12 protein-coding genes are annotated in these 18,232 nt (G+C 47.8%); 5 read left to right on the top strand and 7 right to left on the bottom strand.

The window, feature by feature from the left end; genetic code table 11:
• Nucleotides 1-14 precede the first annotated feature (14 nt).
• Nucleotides 15-1,010 carry a GlxA family transcriptional regulator gene (locus DKW60_RS05675; RefSeq protein ID WP_146203435.1) on the top strand — a complete coding sequence of 332 codons (996 nt, stop codon included), beginning with the start codon at nucleotides 15-17 and terminating at the stop codon, nucleotides 1,008-1,010.
• Nucleotides 1,011-1,109: 99 nt separating this feature from the next.
• Here the strand turns inward: DKW60_RS05675 and yegD are convergent, their stop codons facing one another.
• Nucleotides 1,110-2,492, bottom strand: coding sequence for a molecular chaperone (gene yegD, locus DKW60_RS05670; protein ID WP_109836696.1), 1,383 nt, complete (start codon nucleotides 2,490-2,492; stop codon nucleotides 1,110-1,112).
• A 277-nt stretch (nucleotides 2,493-2,769) separates the two neighbouring features.
• Here yegD and DKW60_RS05665 point away from each other — a divergent pair, with 277 nt between their 5' ends.
• Both DKW60_RS05665 and DKW60_RS05660 read left to right on the top strand, forming a co-directional pair.
• Nucleotides 2,770-3,351, top strand: a complete 582-nt coding sequence (locus DKW60_RS05665; RefSeq protein ID WP_109836695.1) for a DUF2889 domain-containing protein — start codon at nucleotides 2,770-2,772, stop codon at nucleotides 3,349-3,351.
• A gap of 151 nt (nucleotides 3,352-3,502) precedes the next feature.
• Entirely contained in the window at nucleotides 3,503-5,569 is a 2,067-nt protein-coding gene (locus DKW60_RS05660) for a reprolysin-like metallopeptidase (protein ID WP_109836694.1), read from the top strand.
• Nucleotides 5,570-5,645: 76 nt separating this feature from the next.
• Here DKW60_RS05660 and soxB read toward each other — a convergent pair whose 3' ends face one another.
• Nucleotides 5,646-7,379, bottom strand: a complete 1,734-nt coding sequence (gene soxB / locus DKW60_RS05655; RefSeq protein ID WP_109836693.1) for a thiosulfohydrolase SoxB — start codon at nucleotides 7,377-7,379, stop codon at nucleotides 5,646-5,648.
• A gap of 281 nt (nucleotides 7,380-7,660) precedes the next feature.
• Between soxB and betA the strand changes: the two genes are divergently transcribed.
• The gene (gene betA, locus DKW60_RS05650; protein ID WP_109836692.1) at nucleotides 7,661-9,274 is read left to right on the top strand and encodes a choline dehydrogenase; all 1,614 of its coding nucleotides are present in this window, start codon (nucleotides 7,661-7,663) and stop codon (nucleotides 9,272-9,274) included.
• Nucleotides 9,275-9,358: 84 nt separating this feature from the next.
• On the opposite strand, the gene DKW60_RS05645 is transcribed toward betA, so the two are convergent.
• Nucleotides 9,359-9,682: a YajD family HNH nuclease gene (locus DKW60_RS05645; protein ID WP_109836725.1), complete on the bottom strand. Its 324-nt coding sequence runs from the start codon at nucleotides 9,680-9,682 to the stop codon at nucleotides 9,359-9,361.
• A gap of 331 nt (nucleotides 9,683-10,013) precedes the next feature.
• Here DKW60_RS05645 and DKW60_RS05640 point away from each other — a divergent pair, with 331 nt between their 5' ends.
• Nucleotides 10,014-12,536, top strand: coding sequence for a right-handed parallel beta-helix repeat-containing protein (locus DKW60_RS05640; protein ID WP_109836691.1), 2,523 nt, complete (start codon nucleotides 10,014-10,016; stop codon nucleotides 12,534-12,536).
• Nucleotides 12,537-12,608: 72 nt separating this feature from the next.
• Here DKW60_RS05640 and DKW60_RS05635 read toward each other — a convergent pair whose 3' ends face one another.
• The 4 genes from DKW60_RS05635 to DKW60_RS05620 are packed head-to-tail and all read right to left on the bottom strand — an operon-like array spanning nucleotide 12,609 to nucleotide 18,177.
• Complete coding sequence (locus DKW60_RS05635) at nucleotides 12,609-14,597, bottom strand: acetyl/propionyl/methylcrotonyl-CoA carboxylase subunit alpha (RefSeq protein WP_109836690.1); 1,989 nt, start codon at nucleotides 14,595-14,597, stop codon at nucleotides 12,609-12,611.
• Entirely contained in the window at nucleotides 14,590-15,387 is a 798-nt protein-coding gene (locus DKW60_RS05630) for an enoyl-CoA hydratase/isomerase family protein (protein ID WP_109836689.1), read from the bottom strand. The genes DKW60_RS05635 and DKW60_RS05630 overlap by 8 nt, the downstream gene beginning before the upstream one ends.
• Nucleotides 15,388-15,389: 2 nt before the next feature.
• On the bottom strand, nucleotides 15,390-17,000 hold the full coding sequence (locus DKW60_RS05625) for a carboxyl transferase domain-containing protein (protein WP_109836688.1): 1,611 nt from the start codon (nucleotides 16,998-17,000) through the stop codon (nucleotides 15,390-15,392).
• A 40-nt stretch (nucleotides 17,001-17,040) separates the two neighbouring features.
• Nucleotides 17,041-18,177: an acyl-CoA dehydrogenase family protein gene (locus DKW60_RS05620; RefSeq protein WP_109836687.1), complete on the bottom strand. Its 1,137-nt coding sequence runs from the start codon at nucleotides 18,175-18,177 to the stop codon at nucleotides 17,041-17,043.
• Between the last annotated feature and the right edge of the window lie 55 nt (nucleotides 18,178-18,232).

Below are 18,232 nucleotides of genomic sequence, written 5' to 3'. Positions count from 1 at the left end.
AAAGCGTGTGAAGTGTGAGTCATCCTATAATTAGCAATCAGGAAAGAGCCGAAAAAAAATGGCGAGTAGGCTTCATCCTCCTCGAAAACTTCTCAATGATGGCCTTCACCGGTGCAGTAGACGCACTCGTCACCGCCAACCTCCTAAGCAATTCCGAGCATTTCAGTTTCACCTTCTACGGCGAAAACAGCGAGTCTGTCAAAAGCGATCTAAATATCGATGTTGCAGTAACTGGCTCATTAAAATCAATCATCCCAAAACAACTAGATGTGCTATTAGTCTGCGGCGGTCTACGCACCAAACTAGAAGTCCAGCCAAGATTGCAGTCAATTCTACAACAGGCCGCCCGGTTACCATGCCGGATCGGCGGCGTCTGGAACGGCAGTTATATCCTCGCCCAAGCTGGCATCATGCATGGCTACGAATGCACCATCCACCCGGAAAACTACGCATTAATGAGCGAAGTATTCCCCGACGTTAAAGTCAGTAAAAAGCCCTACGTAATAGATCGTGAACGTTTCAGCAGTGCAGGTGCGACTAGTACTCTGGGCTTAATGCTTAGCCTGATCGGGCAATTATCCGGTGAAGATCTCATGCGAAGTGTTGAGGGGATTCTGAATGTGGACAGTGTATTGGGAGAATCTGCAGACGGCAGTATGACGATGTTGCCGAGTAATCCAACATTTCCGGAATCACTCAAAACGATACTGAGTTTAATGGAAACGCATATCGATGAACCGTTATCCGCGGTGCAATTGGCCGATGTTGTCAACTTGTCACGCCGCCAGATGGAGCGACTGTTTATGAAATATATGGACACATCGCCCGCGCGTTACTACCTGGAATTGCGATTAACTCGTGCCCATCAACTACTTCGGCAAAGCAACGCGTCAGTGGTGAATGTATCGGTGGCATGTGGGTTTGCCAGCGCTACTCATTTTAGTCATAGTTTTAAAGACTATTATGGCATGAGCCCAAGTGAAGCGCGTAAACGTCGGGACAAGTTCTAAGGTAGCGGCTATAGTCGATATTCGTTGTTTTGCCGCACTGCTCTGAAGTCTCTGGAATAGATTGGATTCAGGTTGTGCTCGTCGTGAGTAAGGTAGGGGTCAAGCAAATATCCGCTTCGCCCAAACTGTCAGACCGGCAGCCACACTACCAAAGTGGTCTCCATCCACCACATCGATATTGCCCAGCGTAGCCTCAATCGCCTGACGAATTGCCGGAGACTTGGCTGAACCACCCGTCACATAAATCAAATCCGGTTGGCATCCCGCTTGCGCTATCGCTTCCTGCATCAGCGCCACAATACGCGAAAGAGGGTGTGCAATCGCCTCGGCGAATTGAGCCTGGGTGACATCGCAGTGAAGACCCGCCTCAATATAATCCAGTAAAACGTTATTTGTAGTGGCTTCAGATAGGGCGATTTTGCATTGCTCCGCGCTTCGGACTAACTGCTGGTTTTGACCATTTTCGCGCATTTTAATAAAGCGTTTTAATAGCTCCGGTTGTTTCGTTTCAATAGCTAATTGCTGCAGTTGAAGTTTTACCGGCAAGCTATTAAATTTTGCCTGCGCACCCACATCATTGGTCTTCACTGCATCCAGAAAAATCTGCCGGGGCATATCCAAGCCATTTCTCAGCGTTGATTTCATACCAAATAACGGCATGAAATGCTTACCAGCGAGTTGGATATCTAAATCATTACCACCGATTCGCTCACCACTATGCGCTAAAAAATCCTGATCGCGTTGCTCATTGTGTCGGTAATCCGGCCCCATGCGCACCATGGCACAGTCAGTGGTTCCACCACCCACATCGACAACTAGTACGGTTTTATTCTCATCCAGTCGCTCTTCAAAGTCCATTCCGGCGGCAATCGGTTCAAACAGAAACTCAATGGTTTTAAAGCCAGCGCGCGTGGCTGCCGTGGTGAGAATTTCTATGGCTTGTTGATTGCTTTTTTCAGTATCTGAAGAGCCTTGAAAGTTGACCGGACGACCAATGACGGTGTGCGTAATATCATCCTGCAACGATGACTCTGCCCGCTGCTTGATGCTCTGCATCATTGCGGTGACGATGTCTTCAAAAAACTGAATAAACTCTGGCCGGAAACCACTGCTGCCCAGAAATGATTTTGGGGATTTGACGAAGTAGCCTTCCTCAGGCAACGACAGGTATTGCTCGAATGCATCGCGCCCAAAAAACAGTGCTTGCTCATGTGGTTCGATGCCTTCATCAAAACGAACGCGTCGTGCTTGCTCCAGTGCTGAGGCGCGTAAACGGGCGTAATCTTCCTGCTGAGCTTTGTCATGAATGTGTAAGCCAACATACTCAGTGATCAGTTCGCGCTCTAGTGCATACAGTGTTGAAGGCATAAATGCTTTGCCGTGATCAAGCGGTAGTAGATTAATCGAAGCATTATTGTCAGACGTTTGCATCACCGCACCCATCGCGCAGTTAGATGTACCGTAGTCAAAACCAGTGATCATGGAGAGCCTTTTATTTTAGAGCCTGTGTTAAATCGAAAGTGGCTACGATTTAGTCGCAGTATTTATATTTTTAAGGACGGGGAACCGTATCATATTGACAGGGTGTGATCCACCTTCAGCGCGTTCCAAAGTTGCCGGCAACTCTGATTTTCCAAAGCCTTTATCTGTATCAATGCCGACAGTTAGTGGCTAAGAAAAAGAGAATAAAATCACTTGTTTGCACTGCAACATAAATAAGCTTAATATTACTTGTTCAGAACAAATAAATAGGTGAGTTATGCCACTTTCAACACCCGTTGCACGCAAAGAAATGCACACTCGTATCGTGACCTGTAAGGGTTATCTGCGTGAGGATGACCTGTGGGATATTGAGGGGCACATGGTTGATACTAAGCCGTATCGCTTTGAAAACATTGACCGTGGGGGACATATCGAAGCGGAAGAACCACTGCATGGTATGTGGATTCGTTTGACGATTAATGACCGGATGATTGTGCAGGATGCCGAGGCGAGTATTGATTTCTCACCTTACAATCATTGCCCGAAAATTAATCCGGATTATAAAAAGCTCATCGGTTTATCCATGGGATTAGGGTGGAATAAGCAAGTGCGTACTCTGTTTCGTGGTACCGCGGGCTGCACACACCTGACTGAGTTACTGGGGCCAATGGCGACTACTGCTTTTCAAACGGTGTTTAGCGGGCGCAATGAAGGTCGCAAGGTCGAGGGCAAGGCGGAAATGGGAATCAAGCCTAAAGAGCGTCCGGCGCTGTTGAACTCTTGTCACAGCTACGCGCCAACGAGTCCGGTTATCTTACGGCATTGGCCGGATTACTATGAAGGCGATGAAGATCTTTAAGAAATTTCGCACAACTGTGTAGGAAATGTGGAGATTGCCTGTTGGGAGTGTGAAAAATAGTTAAATCTTATTAAGCTGAACCGTATTATAAAATTAGATTACTTAATTTATTGATATAATTAGAGTAACTCGCACACAGACAGGTTTAGCTATGCGTAAAACAACGATTTCATTCGTACTCCTTTCCGCCTTTATTATGCAAGCTGCATGGTCTGCTGATCGGGTTATCAATCCATGGCAGGCTGCCACTTCAGCCTATGCAGCCAGACAGTCATCAGATGCAGCAGACTCCCGAAACGTGTCCGCTAAACAGGGGTATCGCGTTTCAGCAGATCTGGAATCCTTCGCCGCAGAGTTTGCTGTAGGTGACGATTTATTGGTTAGCTTGCCGCTACCGGATGGTTCAACGGCTACCTATCAATTCAGTCGTTCGTCGGTAATGGCGGATGAACTTGCAGCAAAATACCCGCAAATTCAAACCTTCACCGCTAAGGATATTGATAATCCTGCAAACAGGGGCAGTTTTGATTTAACCCCTCACGGCTTTCATGGCATGTTTAAGCATAATGGTGAGTGGGTGTTTATTGATCCGGAGATGCGTAATGACACCGGAAGCTACATTGCCTACTTTTCAAAAGACGCTGAGGCACTTGTCGGGCGCACGGCTGATACTGTTCTAAATCATTCTCTGGCTGATCATGATGGCGAGGAGTCTGGCTCCATCTTCTCCAGCCGTCCGGTATTGGGTGATACGTTGCGTACATACCGTCTGGCCATTAGTGCATCTGCTGAATACACTTCGTTTCATGGAGGAACGGTAAGTGATGGTCTAGCAGCCATTGCGACTTTAGTGAGTCGTTTGAATGAAGTCTTCCGGCGAGACCTTGCTGTGCGTTTTGTATTAGTGGCTAATAATGATGAGGTAATTTACACCAACCGATTCTTAGATCCTTTTAGTAATACCGACAACGATATCAATGAGAATCCGGCGGTACTGAACGGAGTGATTGGTGTTAATAATTATGATATCGGTCATGTCGTCAACACAGGTGGAGGTGGGGCCGCAGTGTTGGCTAGTATTTGTAGTGAGGAAAATAAAGCCTATGGTGTTACAGGGACTTCTTATCCGGTAACAGATTCGTTTTACATCGATTATGTTGCGCATGAAATCGGACATCAGCTAGGGGCTAATCATACATTTAACGGTACTAGTGAAAATTGTGGCGGTCTTAACAGAAACCCTGCAACAGCCTGGGAGCCGGGCAGTGGTTCAACAATCATGAGTTATGCCGGAATTTGCGGTCCACAAGACTTGCAGAATAATAGTGATGACTTCTTTCATTCTGGCTCGATTGAGGAAATGCTTAGCCACCTCGAGTCTGCAACTTGCGGCGTAAAGACAGGACTGGATAATACAGTCCCGACCGTGGATGCTGGTGACGATTATGTGATTCCGGCGAATACACCGTTCCGTCTGGTAGGCTCTGCGGAAGACGCTAATGGCGATTCACTCAGCTATTCGTGGGATGAGTATGATACCGGTGCGGCAGCAAGTAGTCTTGCTGAGATGGTCGATAACGGTAATCGGCCATTATTCCGTTCATGGGACTTAACTGACACGCCTGAGCGCTATTTTCCTAGACTAGAGGATGTGCTGACCGAAGAGGGGTATACCACGGTTGGTGAGAGCTATCCTACAACTGATCGTGATTTGACATTCCGTTTGACCGTGCGTGATGGTGAGGGTGGTGTGGCGACTGATGAAACCATTATTACTGTTGAAGCGTCTGCCGGGCCGTTTAGAGTGACTGAGCCGACTGGTGACAGCACATGGTTGGAAGGCGAGCAAGTAGCAATCCGCTGGGATGTGGCCGGGACAGATGATGCGCCGGTCAACTGTAGTCAGGTGGATATTGCACTAGTGAGTAATAGTGATGTGAATACTTTAACGACGATAGCGTCAGGTACGGCAAATGATGGTGAGTTTGACTACACGGTCGGCAGTCTCGAGGGTACACAAGCTCGCTTGCTAATTGGGTGCACGGATAATGTGTTTTATGCAGTGAATGATGGGGCTTTTGCATTGCAGAAAATAGATGAGGAGCCAAGCGTGGATGCTGCTTCTAATAAATCCGGAGGTGGTTCAATACCCTTCTTGAACTTATTGATTTTGCTTTTAACTGCCATTATCGTGCGCAGATTTAGCACAACAAAATAGGCTGTAACAGCAGTAAATCAGGGGTGATTTTTTTGCTCTGATTTACTGCTCGATTGCTCTGGGTGTACTTAGAAATCTAAGACCCAATCCCCATATTCCCCTTCACTCCCTTCAGCTTTGGCGTATTCAACTCGATCTTCCCAATCGTCTTCTTGTCCCGCAAGTTACTCGCTACCACATCCCAAATGTCCTTATTCTCCGGCACATTTTCCTGAACGCTGGCCCAGCCAGCTACGGGGTATTCCTTAGCCGCTTCCAGTGGCTTTCCATTGAGTTCAAGGTCAGAGATTCGTCCACCCATCTTGCCCAGCGGGTCAAAACTAAACTCTAGTCCGCCCACGCGCACCATGTCGCCACCTTGTTGATAATACGGATCAGGGTTAAACAGATTGTCGGCAACATCTTCCAATATGCCTTTAATACTCTCACCAGTCAGCATATTACGAGTGACGGTTCCGTAGGTAATCGCGGTCTGATCGGCCACGTGTTCAAAGGTAATTGGTTGCCCCGGTAATACGCTTGTTCCCCAGCGGAAACCTGGTGAGAAGGCGATGGGGGCATCCAGTTCTTCCATTAAGGCATTACAAATCAACTGGTCAAAGGTACCGTTAAAGTTACCTCGGCGATACAAAGCCTCATCACACACCGCTAACTCTTCTGCGAGTTCTTTCTGGTAAGGTGCGCGCACCTTCTGAATTAACTCAGTCATCCCTTTGTCTGCAGCCAGCAAATTTGAGAATACAGGCAATAACTTGTAACGGTAGTCGGTAACTTTGCCGCCTTTCACTTCCAGATCTAACACGCCAAGGAATTTACCGTTGGAGCCGGCATTCGTCACCAGTGTTTTTCCACCAGCATTTTCCACTATCACCGGCTGGTAAACTCCGTCATGTGTATGCCCGCCCATAATGGCATCAATTCCGGTTACACGACTGGCTAATTTAAGATCTACATCCATGCCATTGTGGGAGAGCAGAATAACAGCCTGCGCACCTTCGTCTCGCGCCTCATCGACCACTTCCTGCATGCTGTCATCGCGAATACCAAAGCTCCAGTCCGGTGTGAAGTGGCGCGGGTTGGCGATAGGCGTATAGGGGAAAGCCTGACCAATAATGGCAACCGGTACACCATTGATTTCTTTGATGACATAAGGATCAAAGACCAGATCCTCGAAGTCTGTGGTAATAATATTTTGCGCTACAAAGTCGATCTTACCGTCGAAGTCATTCTCGATGATTTCAGTGGCACGGTCAGCACCAAAGGTCATTTCCCAGTGTGATGTCATCACATCCACGCCCAGTTCGAGTTGAGCGTCCACCATGTCTTGCGCATTTGTTTTTAATGATGTCCAGGAGCCTTGCCATGTATCACCGCCATCTAATAACAAGGAACCGGGGCGTTGAGCGCGAACCATGTCGACCAATGTTTTTAGGTGAGCAAATCCACCAACTTTGCCGTACTTTCTGGACGCTTCAACAAAGTCCAGATAAGTGAATGCATGAGCATCCATCGTGCCCGGTGCAATACCGTAGTGCTCCAGGTAGTGTTGGCCTACTTTATGTGGGGGAACATTTTTCATGTCACCAATGCCAAGGTTAATACTAGGCTCACGGAAATAGATGGGATTTAACTGCGCGTGGCAGTCCGTGTAATGCATGAGGGAGACATTGCCAAAAGGAGCAAGCTCATAAGGATTACTAGGGGCTTTTGTCACTGCTGTACTGTCAGCAGCATAAGCATTATTGAGTTGAAAACCTGCAGCACTTGCCGCGGCCAGCATTTGTAAAAATTCTCGGCGGTTTAAGCTCACTGTATCCTCCTCAGACACGTTGGTGTATAGCCCAGTTTAATAGGTATGACGGCACTTGTCCCTTTGCCTTTTTGGATAGATTGGCAGACTAAGTGAAGTATACCCGGTAATAAATCGTTGTGAAGCTGCTTACCTGAAGCCCACTTCAGCCTAATGACTGTGGGTTTTATTTTAATTACCTGTTCAATATAAATAAGGTACAATTTTACCCACCAACAATTAGTGCTATCAGGAAAACTGACAGTGCTTAGCAATGAGCGGTCATCGGAGGCCAGATTACTATGCAAAACCAAGAGTTTGATTACATCATCGTAGGTGCTGGTTCAGCAGGTTGTGTATTGGCTAACCGCCTGACAGAAGATCCTGATGTGTCCGTTTTGTTGCTGGAGTATGGCGGCAGTGATCGCAGTATATTTATCCAAATGCCGACGGCTCTGTCTATTCCGATGAATACTAAAAAGTACAATTGGCAATACGAGTCTCAACCCGAACCCTACTTGGATAATCGTGAGATGCATTGCCCACGCGGTAAAGTGCTCGGTGGTTCTTCTTCTATCAATGGCATGGTTTTCGTACGTGGTAATGCGGGTGATTTTGATGAGTGGGAAGAGAAGGGCGCCACAGATTGGGGTTATAAAAACTGTCTGCCATACTTCAAAAAAATGGAAGACTGGGCATTTGGTGCGGATGAGTTTCGGAGCGTCGGTGGCCCGTTAGCGGTGAATAACGGCAATAATCGTGAGAACCCTCTGTACGATACATTTGTAGAAGCAGGTCAGCAGGCCGGTTATATGAAAACAGCGGATTATAATGGCGAGAGTCAGGAAGGCTTCGGTCCCATGCATATGACGGTAAAAAATGGCGTGCGCTGGTCAACTGCTAATGCTTATCTGCGACCCGCTATGAAGCGACCTAACCTGACAGTAGAAACAGGTGCACTGAGTCGCCGCATTTTACTGGAAGGCAAAAAGGCGGTCGGCATCGAATATCAGCAAGGTAGCACGGTTAAGCAAGCGATGGCCAAGCGTGATGTCATTGTCAGTGCAGGGCCGATTGGATCGCCACAGCTATTACAGGTGTCTGGTATTGGACCAGCAGATGTGTTGAAAAATGCCGGTATTGAGTTGAAGCACGAGCTACCTGGCGTGGGTGAAAACTTACAAGACCATCTGGAGTTTTATTTCCAATACAAGTGTAAGCAGCCGATTACGCTCAATGGCAAGCTGAATCTGTTTAGTAAAGCGCTGATTGGTATGCGCTGGATCTTATTTAAAACAGGGCTTGGGGCGACGAATCATTTTGAATCCTGTGCCTTTATTCGCTCTAACGACAAAGTGAGCTTTCCGGATATTCAGTATCATTTCCTGCCAGCGGCGATGCGGTATGACGGGAATGCTGCGTTTGCAGGTCATGGATTTCAGGTACATGTGGGACATAACAAACCATTCAGTCGGGGCTGGGTGCGTGCTAAATCAGCTGACTTTAGTGACAAGCCGGATATCCAATTTAACTACCTGCAAGCAGCAGAGGATATTGAAGCTTTCCGTCAGTGTGTGCGGCTGACTCGTGACATTATTGAACAGCCGGCATTTGATGAATACCGCGATGGCGAAATTCAACCGGGTGAGGCGGTGCAGTCTGATGAGGAGATTGATGCCTTTGTGCGTCAGGCAGTGGAAAGTGCATACCACCCATCGTGTAGCTGCAAAATGGGCACGGACGAAATGGCGGTGGTTGACCCTGAAACGCGAGTGCACGGCATTGACGGATTACGTGTGGTGGATTCGTCCATCTTCCCAACCATTCCAAATGGTAATTTGAATGGCCCGACGATTATGTTGGCAGAGCGGGCGGCGGATTTGATTAAGGGTAAAGGGATGTTGAACGCGTCGTAACGCTTAAAATAACCGTTCTGAAAAACACTTGATACGTGAGGTGCATCACATAGGTTGAGATGTCTTCTGTGAGGCTCCTGAATATTACTTCTTCATCATCGCCTTCAAGTCCGCAAACGGATTATGTGTTGCAGGCTCCACTTTCTTTTCAGCCATTGAGCCATACTTGACAAACTCACCATACTTTTGGTGCTCATGGTCATGACAATACAAACACAATAGCTCCCAGTTACTGCCGTCTTCAGGGTTATTGTCGTGATCATGATCAATGTGATGCACCGTCAATTCACGCAGGGTTGAGTACACAAATTCTCTGGCACAGCGACCGCAGACCCATGGGTACATTTTAAGGGCTTTATCGCGGTATCCGGCTTCTGATTTTTTATAGGTTGGAGTATCGGCGGCCATAAAAAACTCTGTCTGATAAAAGGTTGTAAAAACAGTGCCCATCATAAGCTAGTGCAACCGCTTAGGCCAGTCACCGGCGGTATTTTAAGCATGTAAGAAATTGTGTTATTGGTTCTGAATTTCAGCGCGTTCGTCTGTAATTTGCTGGGACTACCAATCACGAAACGCTACATTTCCTGAGATGTGAGCCTTATCGGTTCACGGGTTGATACCGGTGGTTAACAATAATCTAATTATATTAATCTGGATATCACTGTTTATGCACAAAGGAAGTGCTACACCTTGCTGAAACGACAGTATCAGAGGTGCGTTTCCAAAGGATTGATCACACATGAAAACAATAATATCGCTATTTTCGATCGCGACCTATCTTCGCGCGTCTTTACTTATATTCGCCATGCTTTACGCTCCTTTTGCACTGGCATTAGTGTCTGATGTTAATGAGCAGCAGCAAGCTGATTATGAGGTAATTGCCAATACACTGAGTGAGTTAAACGGCTCCATTCACACCGCTGAAGGTATTTTTGCAAACACCTATTGGGTGGATGCTGAAAACGGTGTGAATGATTATGACCGAAGCGGTCAGATCGACCAACCTTGGCAATCAATCACATGGGCCATGAATAATATTCCCTTTGCCAAAGATACCGCCAACGTCGTTGTGAGAGCCGGTGTGTACTCACCATCAGTGCTTTACATCGGTGAAGAGCGGGGTGGCAGCCTTGAAGCTGATAGCCCATTTAATCTGCTGGCGTTTCCGGGAGATGAGGTGAAGTTGGACGGAACCAATGTGGCCGACAATGGTGCACTGATTTCAATATCAGGCGCGAATCATGTGAGTTTATCTGGGTTTGAAATCAGTAATATTACTGGCTCAGGCAAGTCCGCCATTTATATCACTGGTTCAGAAAAAATTACTATTACCAACAATGAGATACACCACTCACAGTGGACAAGCGATGCACAAGCAGCGACATCGCCCAGCTTGTCTGATCGTTTAAACGGTATTGCCGTGGTCGGTGATAGTCAGGATATAACAATCAATAACAACGAGATACATGATTTGATCACAGGGTACGGCGAGCCAATACTGGTGTTGGCTCCGGCAGTAGCAACGGTTGCAGACAATTCAGTCCATGATAACGATGCAGATATTTTTGAGAACCAGCAGTATTACGTCAGCCAGGATGGTAATGACAGCACTGGTATTGGTACCGCCGATCAACCCTGGAAAACAATTCACAAGGCCTTGTTTAGCATTCCATTTGCAGAAGACAATGCGACGATCAATATTCGTGAAGGTCGTTACCAGATTGATACTGCAATGTATTTTGATGCCTCACGGGGAGGTTCCGAAGGTAAGTATTTCACGGTACAGGCATACAATGGGGAAGAGGTCATCGTGGATGGTGGTTTGTTAAAAACACCATTTAGCGCCATGGTTTCGTTTAGCTCAACGGCTTATGTGCGCATCAAAGGCTTAACATTTACAAATCTCAGTGGCCCTAAATCGGGCATTTACATGGAAGGAAACTCGCATCATATTGAGTTGATTGATAATAAATTGCACGGGATGACATGGGTTGATGAAGCAGGTGAAGATCCTTTAGCGCCAGCACCGTCTGATAATCTGAACCCGATTGCGGTGATTGGTAATAATCCGGAGGAGCCAATACATTCGGTTGTGATCCGTGGTAATGAGTTGTTCGATATTATACCGGGTTACAGCGAAGCGATTAAAATCGTGGGAAATGTCACTGACTTTTTGGTTGAGGAGAATCACATCCACGATGTTGCAAATATTGGTATCGTCGCAGCAGGTAATTATCAGTGGGTGAAAGACAGTAATGGGGTGTTGATTCCTGCTGAAGTGAATCATGCCCGTGACGGTATTATTCGTAATAATACAGTGAGTAATGCGATTTCACCGGTGGCAAACTCAGCCGGTATTTATCTGGATGGTGCACACAATGTGTTAGTGGAAGGGAATATCTCTCATCACAATTCGGTTGGTTTTTCAGTGGGCTGTGAGCAGCCGGGTACGACAGATGGCAATATTCTGAGAGGCAATATCGCTTACGAAAACGTCGATGCAGGGTTGGTGGTCGGTACAATCCATGCCGGAGCGACGGTCACAGATACGACGGTTGAGCTGAATGAGTTCAAATATAACTACACCAAAGGTGGCTGGGGCGGAGAGCTAACGATTCAGCAAGTTGATGGTCTGTTTGTTCACAATAATATTTTCGTCTCAAACAGTGATTTAAAGCTGATTGCAACGCAGCCTGCATCTAACCTGAGTATCGATAATAATCTGTACTTTGGCCAATCAGCTGATCCGGATGCGGCAGTCTTTGACTGGGGTGGTATCGCTGGGAAAAGTTATGTGGGATTGTCAGAGTTTCAGACCAAATCCTGCTATGACCTCAACAGTTTGTATCAGGATGCAGCGACCATTAATTATTTCGAGGAACTGGCAAATCGCTCAGCTAATATGACTGACGGTGACCTTGAAGCACATAACTATCGCACGCATCGAGGCCACAAACGTGATCATCATGGCCGTAATGGCAGGAATCATCCGCATGGTCATGGTGGTGCTGAGAATGCCGTTTGTGAGTCAGGCCAACTTGTCACCCCCGAGGGTGATGAGATTGAAGAGACGCATAAAGGTAAAAAGCGTGGTCACAAGAAGAAGGGTAAGGGTCGCCAACCGGGCCATGAGCATACGCATAGTCATGAACATGTTCATCATCTGAAGCATAAAGGACATAAACACAAAGGCGAGCCTAGATTTATCCGCCATTCTCACCCTCATACACACACGCATAAGCACAAAGGTGCGCATGAGTAATTAAGAGAGAGGCTTGCAGCTACTCGGCGGGTAATCCAATATGGGTTTCCCGCCGATGACTTGACGTATGTGCTAAGTTAAACTCAGCAGTTCATCGCCATCTTCAACCTGATCACCCACAGCATAAAAGATCTCTGAAACGGTTCCGTTCTTAGGCGCGACAATGGTATGTTCCATTTTCATGGCCTCGACTACCAGCAAGGCGTCTCCGGCTTTAACTTCATCGTCAGGCTTGACCAATACTGCCACGACTGCGCCGGGCATTGGAGCTACCAGACCACCGCCTGCGGCATCTCCATCTGAGCTTTCCAGTCGCGGGTCATGCACTTCAAATAGCCACTGCTTACCCGCAAACAGCACATTGATTTCCTGATCCTTCCGTAGGAAGGAGGCTGTGAGTCGATGATTGTTAATCTGTGCGCTTAGCGTGTTTTCATCTAGCATTTCACCAGACACGGTATAGTGCTGATCCTCAATATCCAACTGATAGTGATCGCCTTCATCGCGTGCGCAAAGCTGTTTATCGAGGCCATCAATTGATAAATGCACCCTGGAAAAGCTAGGTTGATTCATCAGCCAGCCGCCTTGGGTTACCCAAGGAGAGAAGGAGTCATTCTCATCAGTATTAGTTAACGTACTGTGACGGTTTTCTAGCAACTGATACAGACAGGTAAGTGCCAGCAAATCATTTGGGGCTTGCGCTTTTTCCGGAAACAGCTGCGCAGTATTTTTCTCAATAAAACCGGTATCAAAATCACCTTTCGCGAATTCAGGCGCTGAGAACAGGCGCGATAAAAACTCAATATTGGTACTTAAACCGAGAATCTCATAGTCGCATAGGGCTGATTTCATTTGGCGAAGCGCACTGTCACGGTCTTTGTCCCAAGTGATCAGCTTAGCGATCATGGGGTCGTAATACATACTGACTTCATCACCTTGAGTCACACCGGTATCAACACGAACATGTGCATTCTGCTCGGGCGTTTTTAAATAACTCAGCGCACCGGTTGCGGGTAAAAAATCACGATCCGGTGCTTCAGCATAAATACGTGCCTCAAAGGCATGACCATTGATATGCAGCTCATCCTGCCTAAGCGGAAGCGCTTGTCCCGAGGCGACTAATAACTGCCACTCCACCAAGTCTTGGCCGGAAACCATTTCACTGACCGGATGCTCAACCTGAAGACGTGTATTCATCTCCATAAAGTAAAAACTGCCGTCGGTGTCCAGCAAGAACTCAACCGTTCCGGCACCTTCGTAGTTGATTGCCTTGGCAGAATCAATGGCTGCCTTACCCATCGCTTCGCGTAATGACTCCGTCATACCCGGTGCCGGGGCTTCCTCTATTACTTTTTGATGGCGCCGCTGTATCGAGCAGTCGCGTTCAAACAGATGTACCGCATTGCCGTGCGTGTCTGCAAACACTTGTAGCTCAATGTGCCGTGGCGCGGTGAGATAGCGTTCGATTAGCACTTTGTCGTCGCCAAACGAGGCTTTGGCTTCACGTCGGCAAGAAACTAGCGCAGCATCGAACTCATCTGCGTTCGCAACCACACGCATGCCTTTACCACCGCCGCCAGCGGTCGCTTTTATTAGCTGTGGAAAGCCAACCTTGAGTGATTCTTGTTTCAGATGTTCAGCAGATTGCTCATCACCGTGATAACCAGGTACGAGTGGAACACCGGCCTCAGTCATCACTATCTTGGCTTCACTTTTTGACCCCATCGCAATAATGGCTGACTCAGGCGGGCCAACAAACACGATGTCATTCTCTTTGCAGGCTTTAGCAAAGTTGGCATTTTCAGAGAGAAACCCATAGCCAGGGTGTACCGCCTGCGCACCAGATTGTTGAGCAACCTCAAGAATTTTATCGGCCCGTAAATAGCTATCAGTAGCGGCAGCCGGACCGATTAAATACGCCTCATCACATGCTTTGACGTGCTCAGCATTGGCATCCGCTTCAGAGTAAACCGCAACCGTTTTAATGCCCATGCGCCGTGCTGTTTTAGCAACTCTGCAAGCAATCTCACCACGGTTGGCAATCAGTATTTTGTCAAACATCACGAGTGCCTATCCAGTTAGGTTTGCGCTTTTCAAGGAATGCATTCAGTCCTTCTTTGCCTTCATCTGAGGCACGCGCTTTGGTGATTCGCTCTGCGGTATCGTCGATCAATGCATCGGTCACCGGAGCCTTAGCAACCGCAAATATCAGATCTTTAGCAGCACTGATGGCAGAAGGGCCGCCTGAGATTAAGTGCCCGCAGATAGTATCAATGGTTGCATCTAACTCATCTTCAGGCACAACTTCATGCACCAAATTCAGTCTCAATGCTTCAGCGGCATTAAAGCGTTCAGCACTCAGGAAATAACGGCGAGCCGCACGCTCACCAATGGCTGCTACGACATAAGGAGAGATCGCGGCCGGGATTAAGCCAAGTCTCACTTCTGACAAACTAAACAATGATTTATCGCTGGCAACTGCAATATCACAGCATGAAACCAAGCCAACACCACCACCAAATGCCGCACCTTGTATACGCACAATTGTCGGTTTGCTGAGAATGTTCATGGTGTGCATTAGCGCTGCCAGTTTCAACGAGTCTGCTTTATTCTCTTCGGTGGAATAGCCTGCCATGCGACGCATCCAGCGAAGGTCAGCCCCGGCAGAAAAGTTTTTCCCTTCGGATTGCAGAATCAACACACGGATCTGTGGATTCTGGTCAATCTCCTTAAACGTCTGTGTTAGTTCTGCGATCAACACATCATCAAATGCATTATGCACATCAGGGCGGTTAATGGTCAGGCGGGCAATGCCTTGGGAGTCTGTTTCTAATATCAACGTATCGCTCATGATCACATCCTGAATATGCCGAATTCGGTCTTTTCAATCGGTTTATTAAGTGAGGCGGAGATTGCCAGGCCTAATACTGTTCGCGTATCAGCCGGGTCGATGATGCCGTCATCCCACAGTCGTGCGCTGGCAAAGTAGGGGTGACCTTCTTCCTCGTATTGCTTTCGCACCGGCGCCATAAAGGCTGCTTCTTCATCTTCAGACCACTGCTGGCCGCGGCCTTCCATTGAGTCGCGTTTCACCTGCGCCAACACACTGGCAGCTTGCTCGCCACCCATCACGGAGATACGGGCATTTGGCCACATCCATAAGAATCGACCTCCATAAGCACGGCCACACATCGCGTAGTTGCCAGCACCAAAGCTTCCGCCCACCACCACGGTGAATTTAGGCACATTAGCGCAAGCTACTGCTGTTACCATCTTTGCGCCATCTTTGGCGATACCGCCTTCTTCATACTTTTTACCGACCATAAAGCCGGTGATGTTTTGTAGGAATACCAGTGGAATGCCGCGTTGCGCACACAGCTCGACAAAGTGTGCGCCTTTTAAAGCGGCTTCTGAGAATAAGATTCCATTGTTCGCCACTATGCCAACCGGATAACCGTGAATATGGGCAAAGCCACAAATCAACGTTGTGCCGTATAGCTTCTTAAACTCACTGAATTCACTATCATCGACGACACGGGCGATAACTTCGCGAATATCAAACGGTTTGCGCAAATCATTCGGTACGATGCCATATAAGTCTTCCGCCGGATAGCGTGGCTCGATGGGCTTTTGCATCGCGATATTGGGTGATTTCAGGCGGTTCAACGTTCCAACTACTTCACGCGCCATACCTAAGGCATGTGCATCATCATTGGCATAGTGGTCGGTCACCCCCGATATACGTGAGTGTACATCGGCACCACCAAGCTCTTCGGCGGTGACTACCTCCCCTGTAGCAGCTTTCACTAACGGTGGGCCACCCAAGAAGATCGTACCTTGCTCCTTCACGATAATGCTTTGATCAGACATCGCAGGCACGTATGCGCCACCCGCGGTACAAGAGCCCATTACCACTGCAATTTGTGGGATGCCTTTGGCTGACATCGTCGCTTGATTATAAAAAATACGCCCGAAGTGTTCGCGGTCAGGAAAGACATCGTATTGACTGGGTAGGTGCGCACCACCCGAGTCCACCAAATAAATGCAAGGTAGATTGTTTTCCAGTGCAATCGCTTGTGCCCGTAAATGTTTCTTCACTGTGATCGGGTAATAGGTGCCACCTTTAACCGTCGCATCATTGGCAACAATCATGCACTCCTGGCCACTCACGCGACCAATACCTGCGACGACACCGCCGGCAGGTACTTTGTCATCACCATACATTTCATAACCGGCAAACTGCGATATCTCGAGAAAAGGTGTGGCCTCATCTAACAGCAAACGAATGCGCTCACGCACCAGTAATTTACCACGGCTAAGATGCTTTTCTCTGGCACGTTCGGTTCCACCGAGCGATATTTCTGAGACCTTCTCACGAAGATCAGCCACCACTGCTTGCATGGCTTTTTGGTTGGTCAGAAATGCTTCTGAGCGGGTGTTAACGTTACTTTTAATCACACTCATTCGGTGTTGCAACCTCCTGTGCTGCTTTCTTTACTCGCCATTACTCAGCACTAATTTGCCGTGCAATAACCAGTTTTTGTATATCGCTGGTTCCCTCATAAATTTGTGCGACACGCACATCACGGAAAATCCGCTCAACAGGGAAATCTTTTAAATAGCCATAGCCACCGTGAATCTGTATCGCTTCAGAGCAAATTTTTTCAGCAGCTTCTGAGGCGAACAGCTTGGCCATGCAAGCTTCTTTTAACGAGGGGAGACCGGCATCTTGTAATTCAGCAGCATGTAGCACCATGAGTCGGGCTGCCTCCAGCTGTGTTGCCATATCAGCCAAGCGAAAGCTCACTGCCTGATGCTCAGCAATCGGTTTGCCGAAGCTTTGACGTTCCCTGGCGTAACTCAAGGCTGCATCGTAAGCCGCACGCGCCATACCGACACATTGTGCGGCGATACCAATACGACCACTTTCCAGATTACTCAAAGCGATTTTATAGCCTTCGCCTTCCTGACCAATCAGGTGATCTGCCGGAATTTTGCAGTTTTCAAAAACGATGGAGGCTGTGTCTGAGGCTTGTTGTCCCATTTTGTCTTCGACGCCAGCTACCTGATAACCGGGATTGTCCGTGGGAACGACAAATGCACTAATGCCTCGCTTGCCAGCTTCGGGGTCAGTCACTGCAAACACAATAGCGACCTGAGCATTCTGACCGCTGGTAATGAATTGCTTAGCGCCATTTAAGACATAGCTATCACCTTCTTTTACTGCACGGGTGCGCAGGGCAGAGGCATCAGAACCAGCCTGTGGTTCTGTGAGGCAGAAGCAACCTAACATCTCACCTGATGCCAATGGTTTCAGATAAGTCTGTTTCAGGAAGTCGCTGCCATATTTTAGTAATGGCCCACACACAACAGAGTTGTTTACGCTTAATATGGTTGAGCAAGCTCCATCACCGGCAGCTATTTCTTCAATCGCTAATGCGAACGACACGTAGTCAACCTCAGCGCCGCCCCATTGCTCGGGCATGGTCATTCCAAACAGGCCTAGCCCGCCCATTTCTCTAAGCTCTTCAGCAGGGAAGGTTTTATGTTTATCCCAGTCAGCAGCTTTGGGGGCGAGCCTTTCCTGTGCAAAATCACGAGCCATATCACGGATCATGATTTGCTCTTTATTAAGAATCATTCTTTCTCTCCAAATTCTCTCTTAGCGACAACTGTAGCGCCACCTTCTTAACGAC

Origin of the sequence: Leucothrix pacifica (assembly GCF_003172875.1) — a bacterium.
GTDB classification, from domain to species: domain Bacteria; phylum Pseudomonadota; class Gammaproteobacteria; order Thiotrichales; family Thiotrichaceae; genus Leucothrix; species Leucothrix pacifica.
This window is presented reverse-complemented; position numbering and strand designations above follow the sequence as displayed.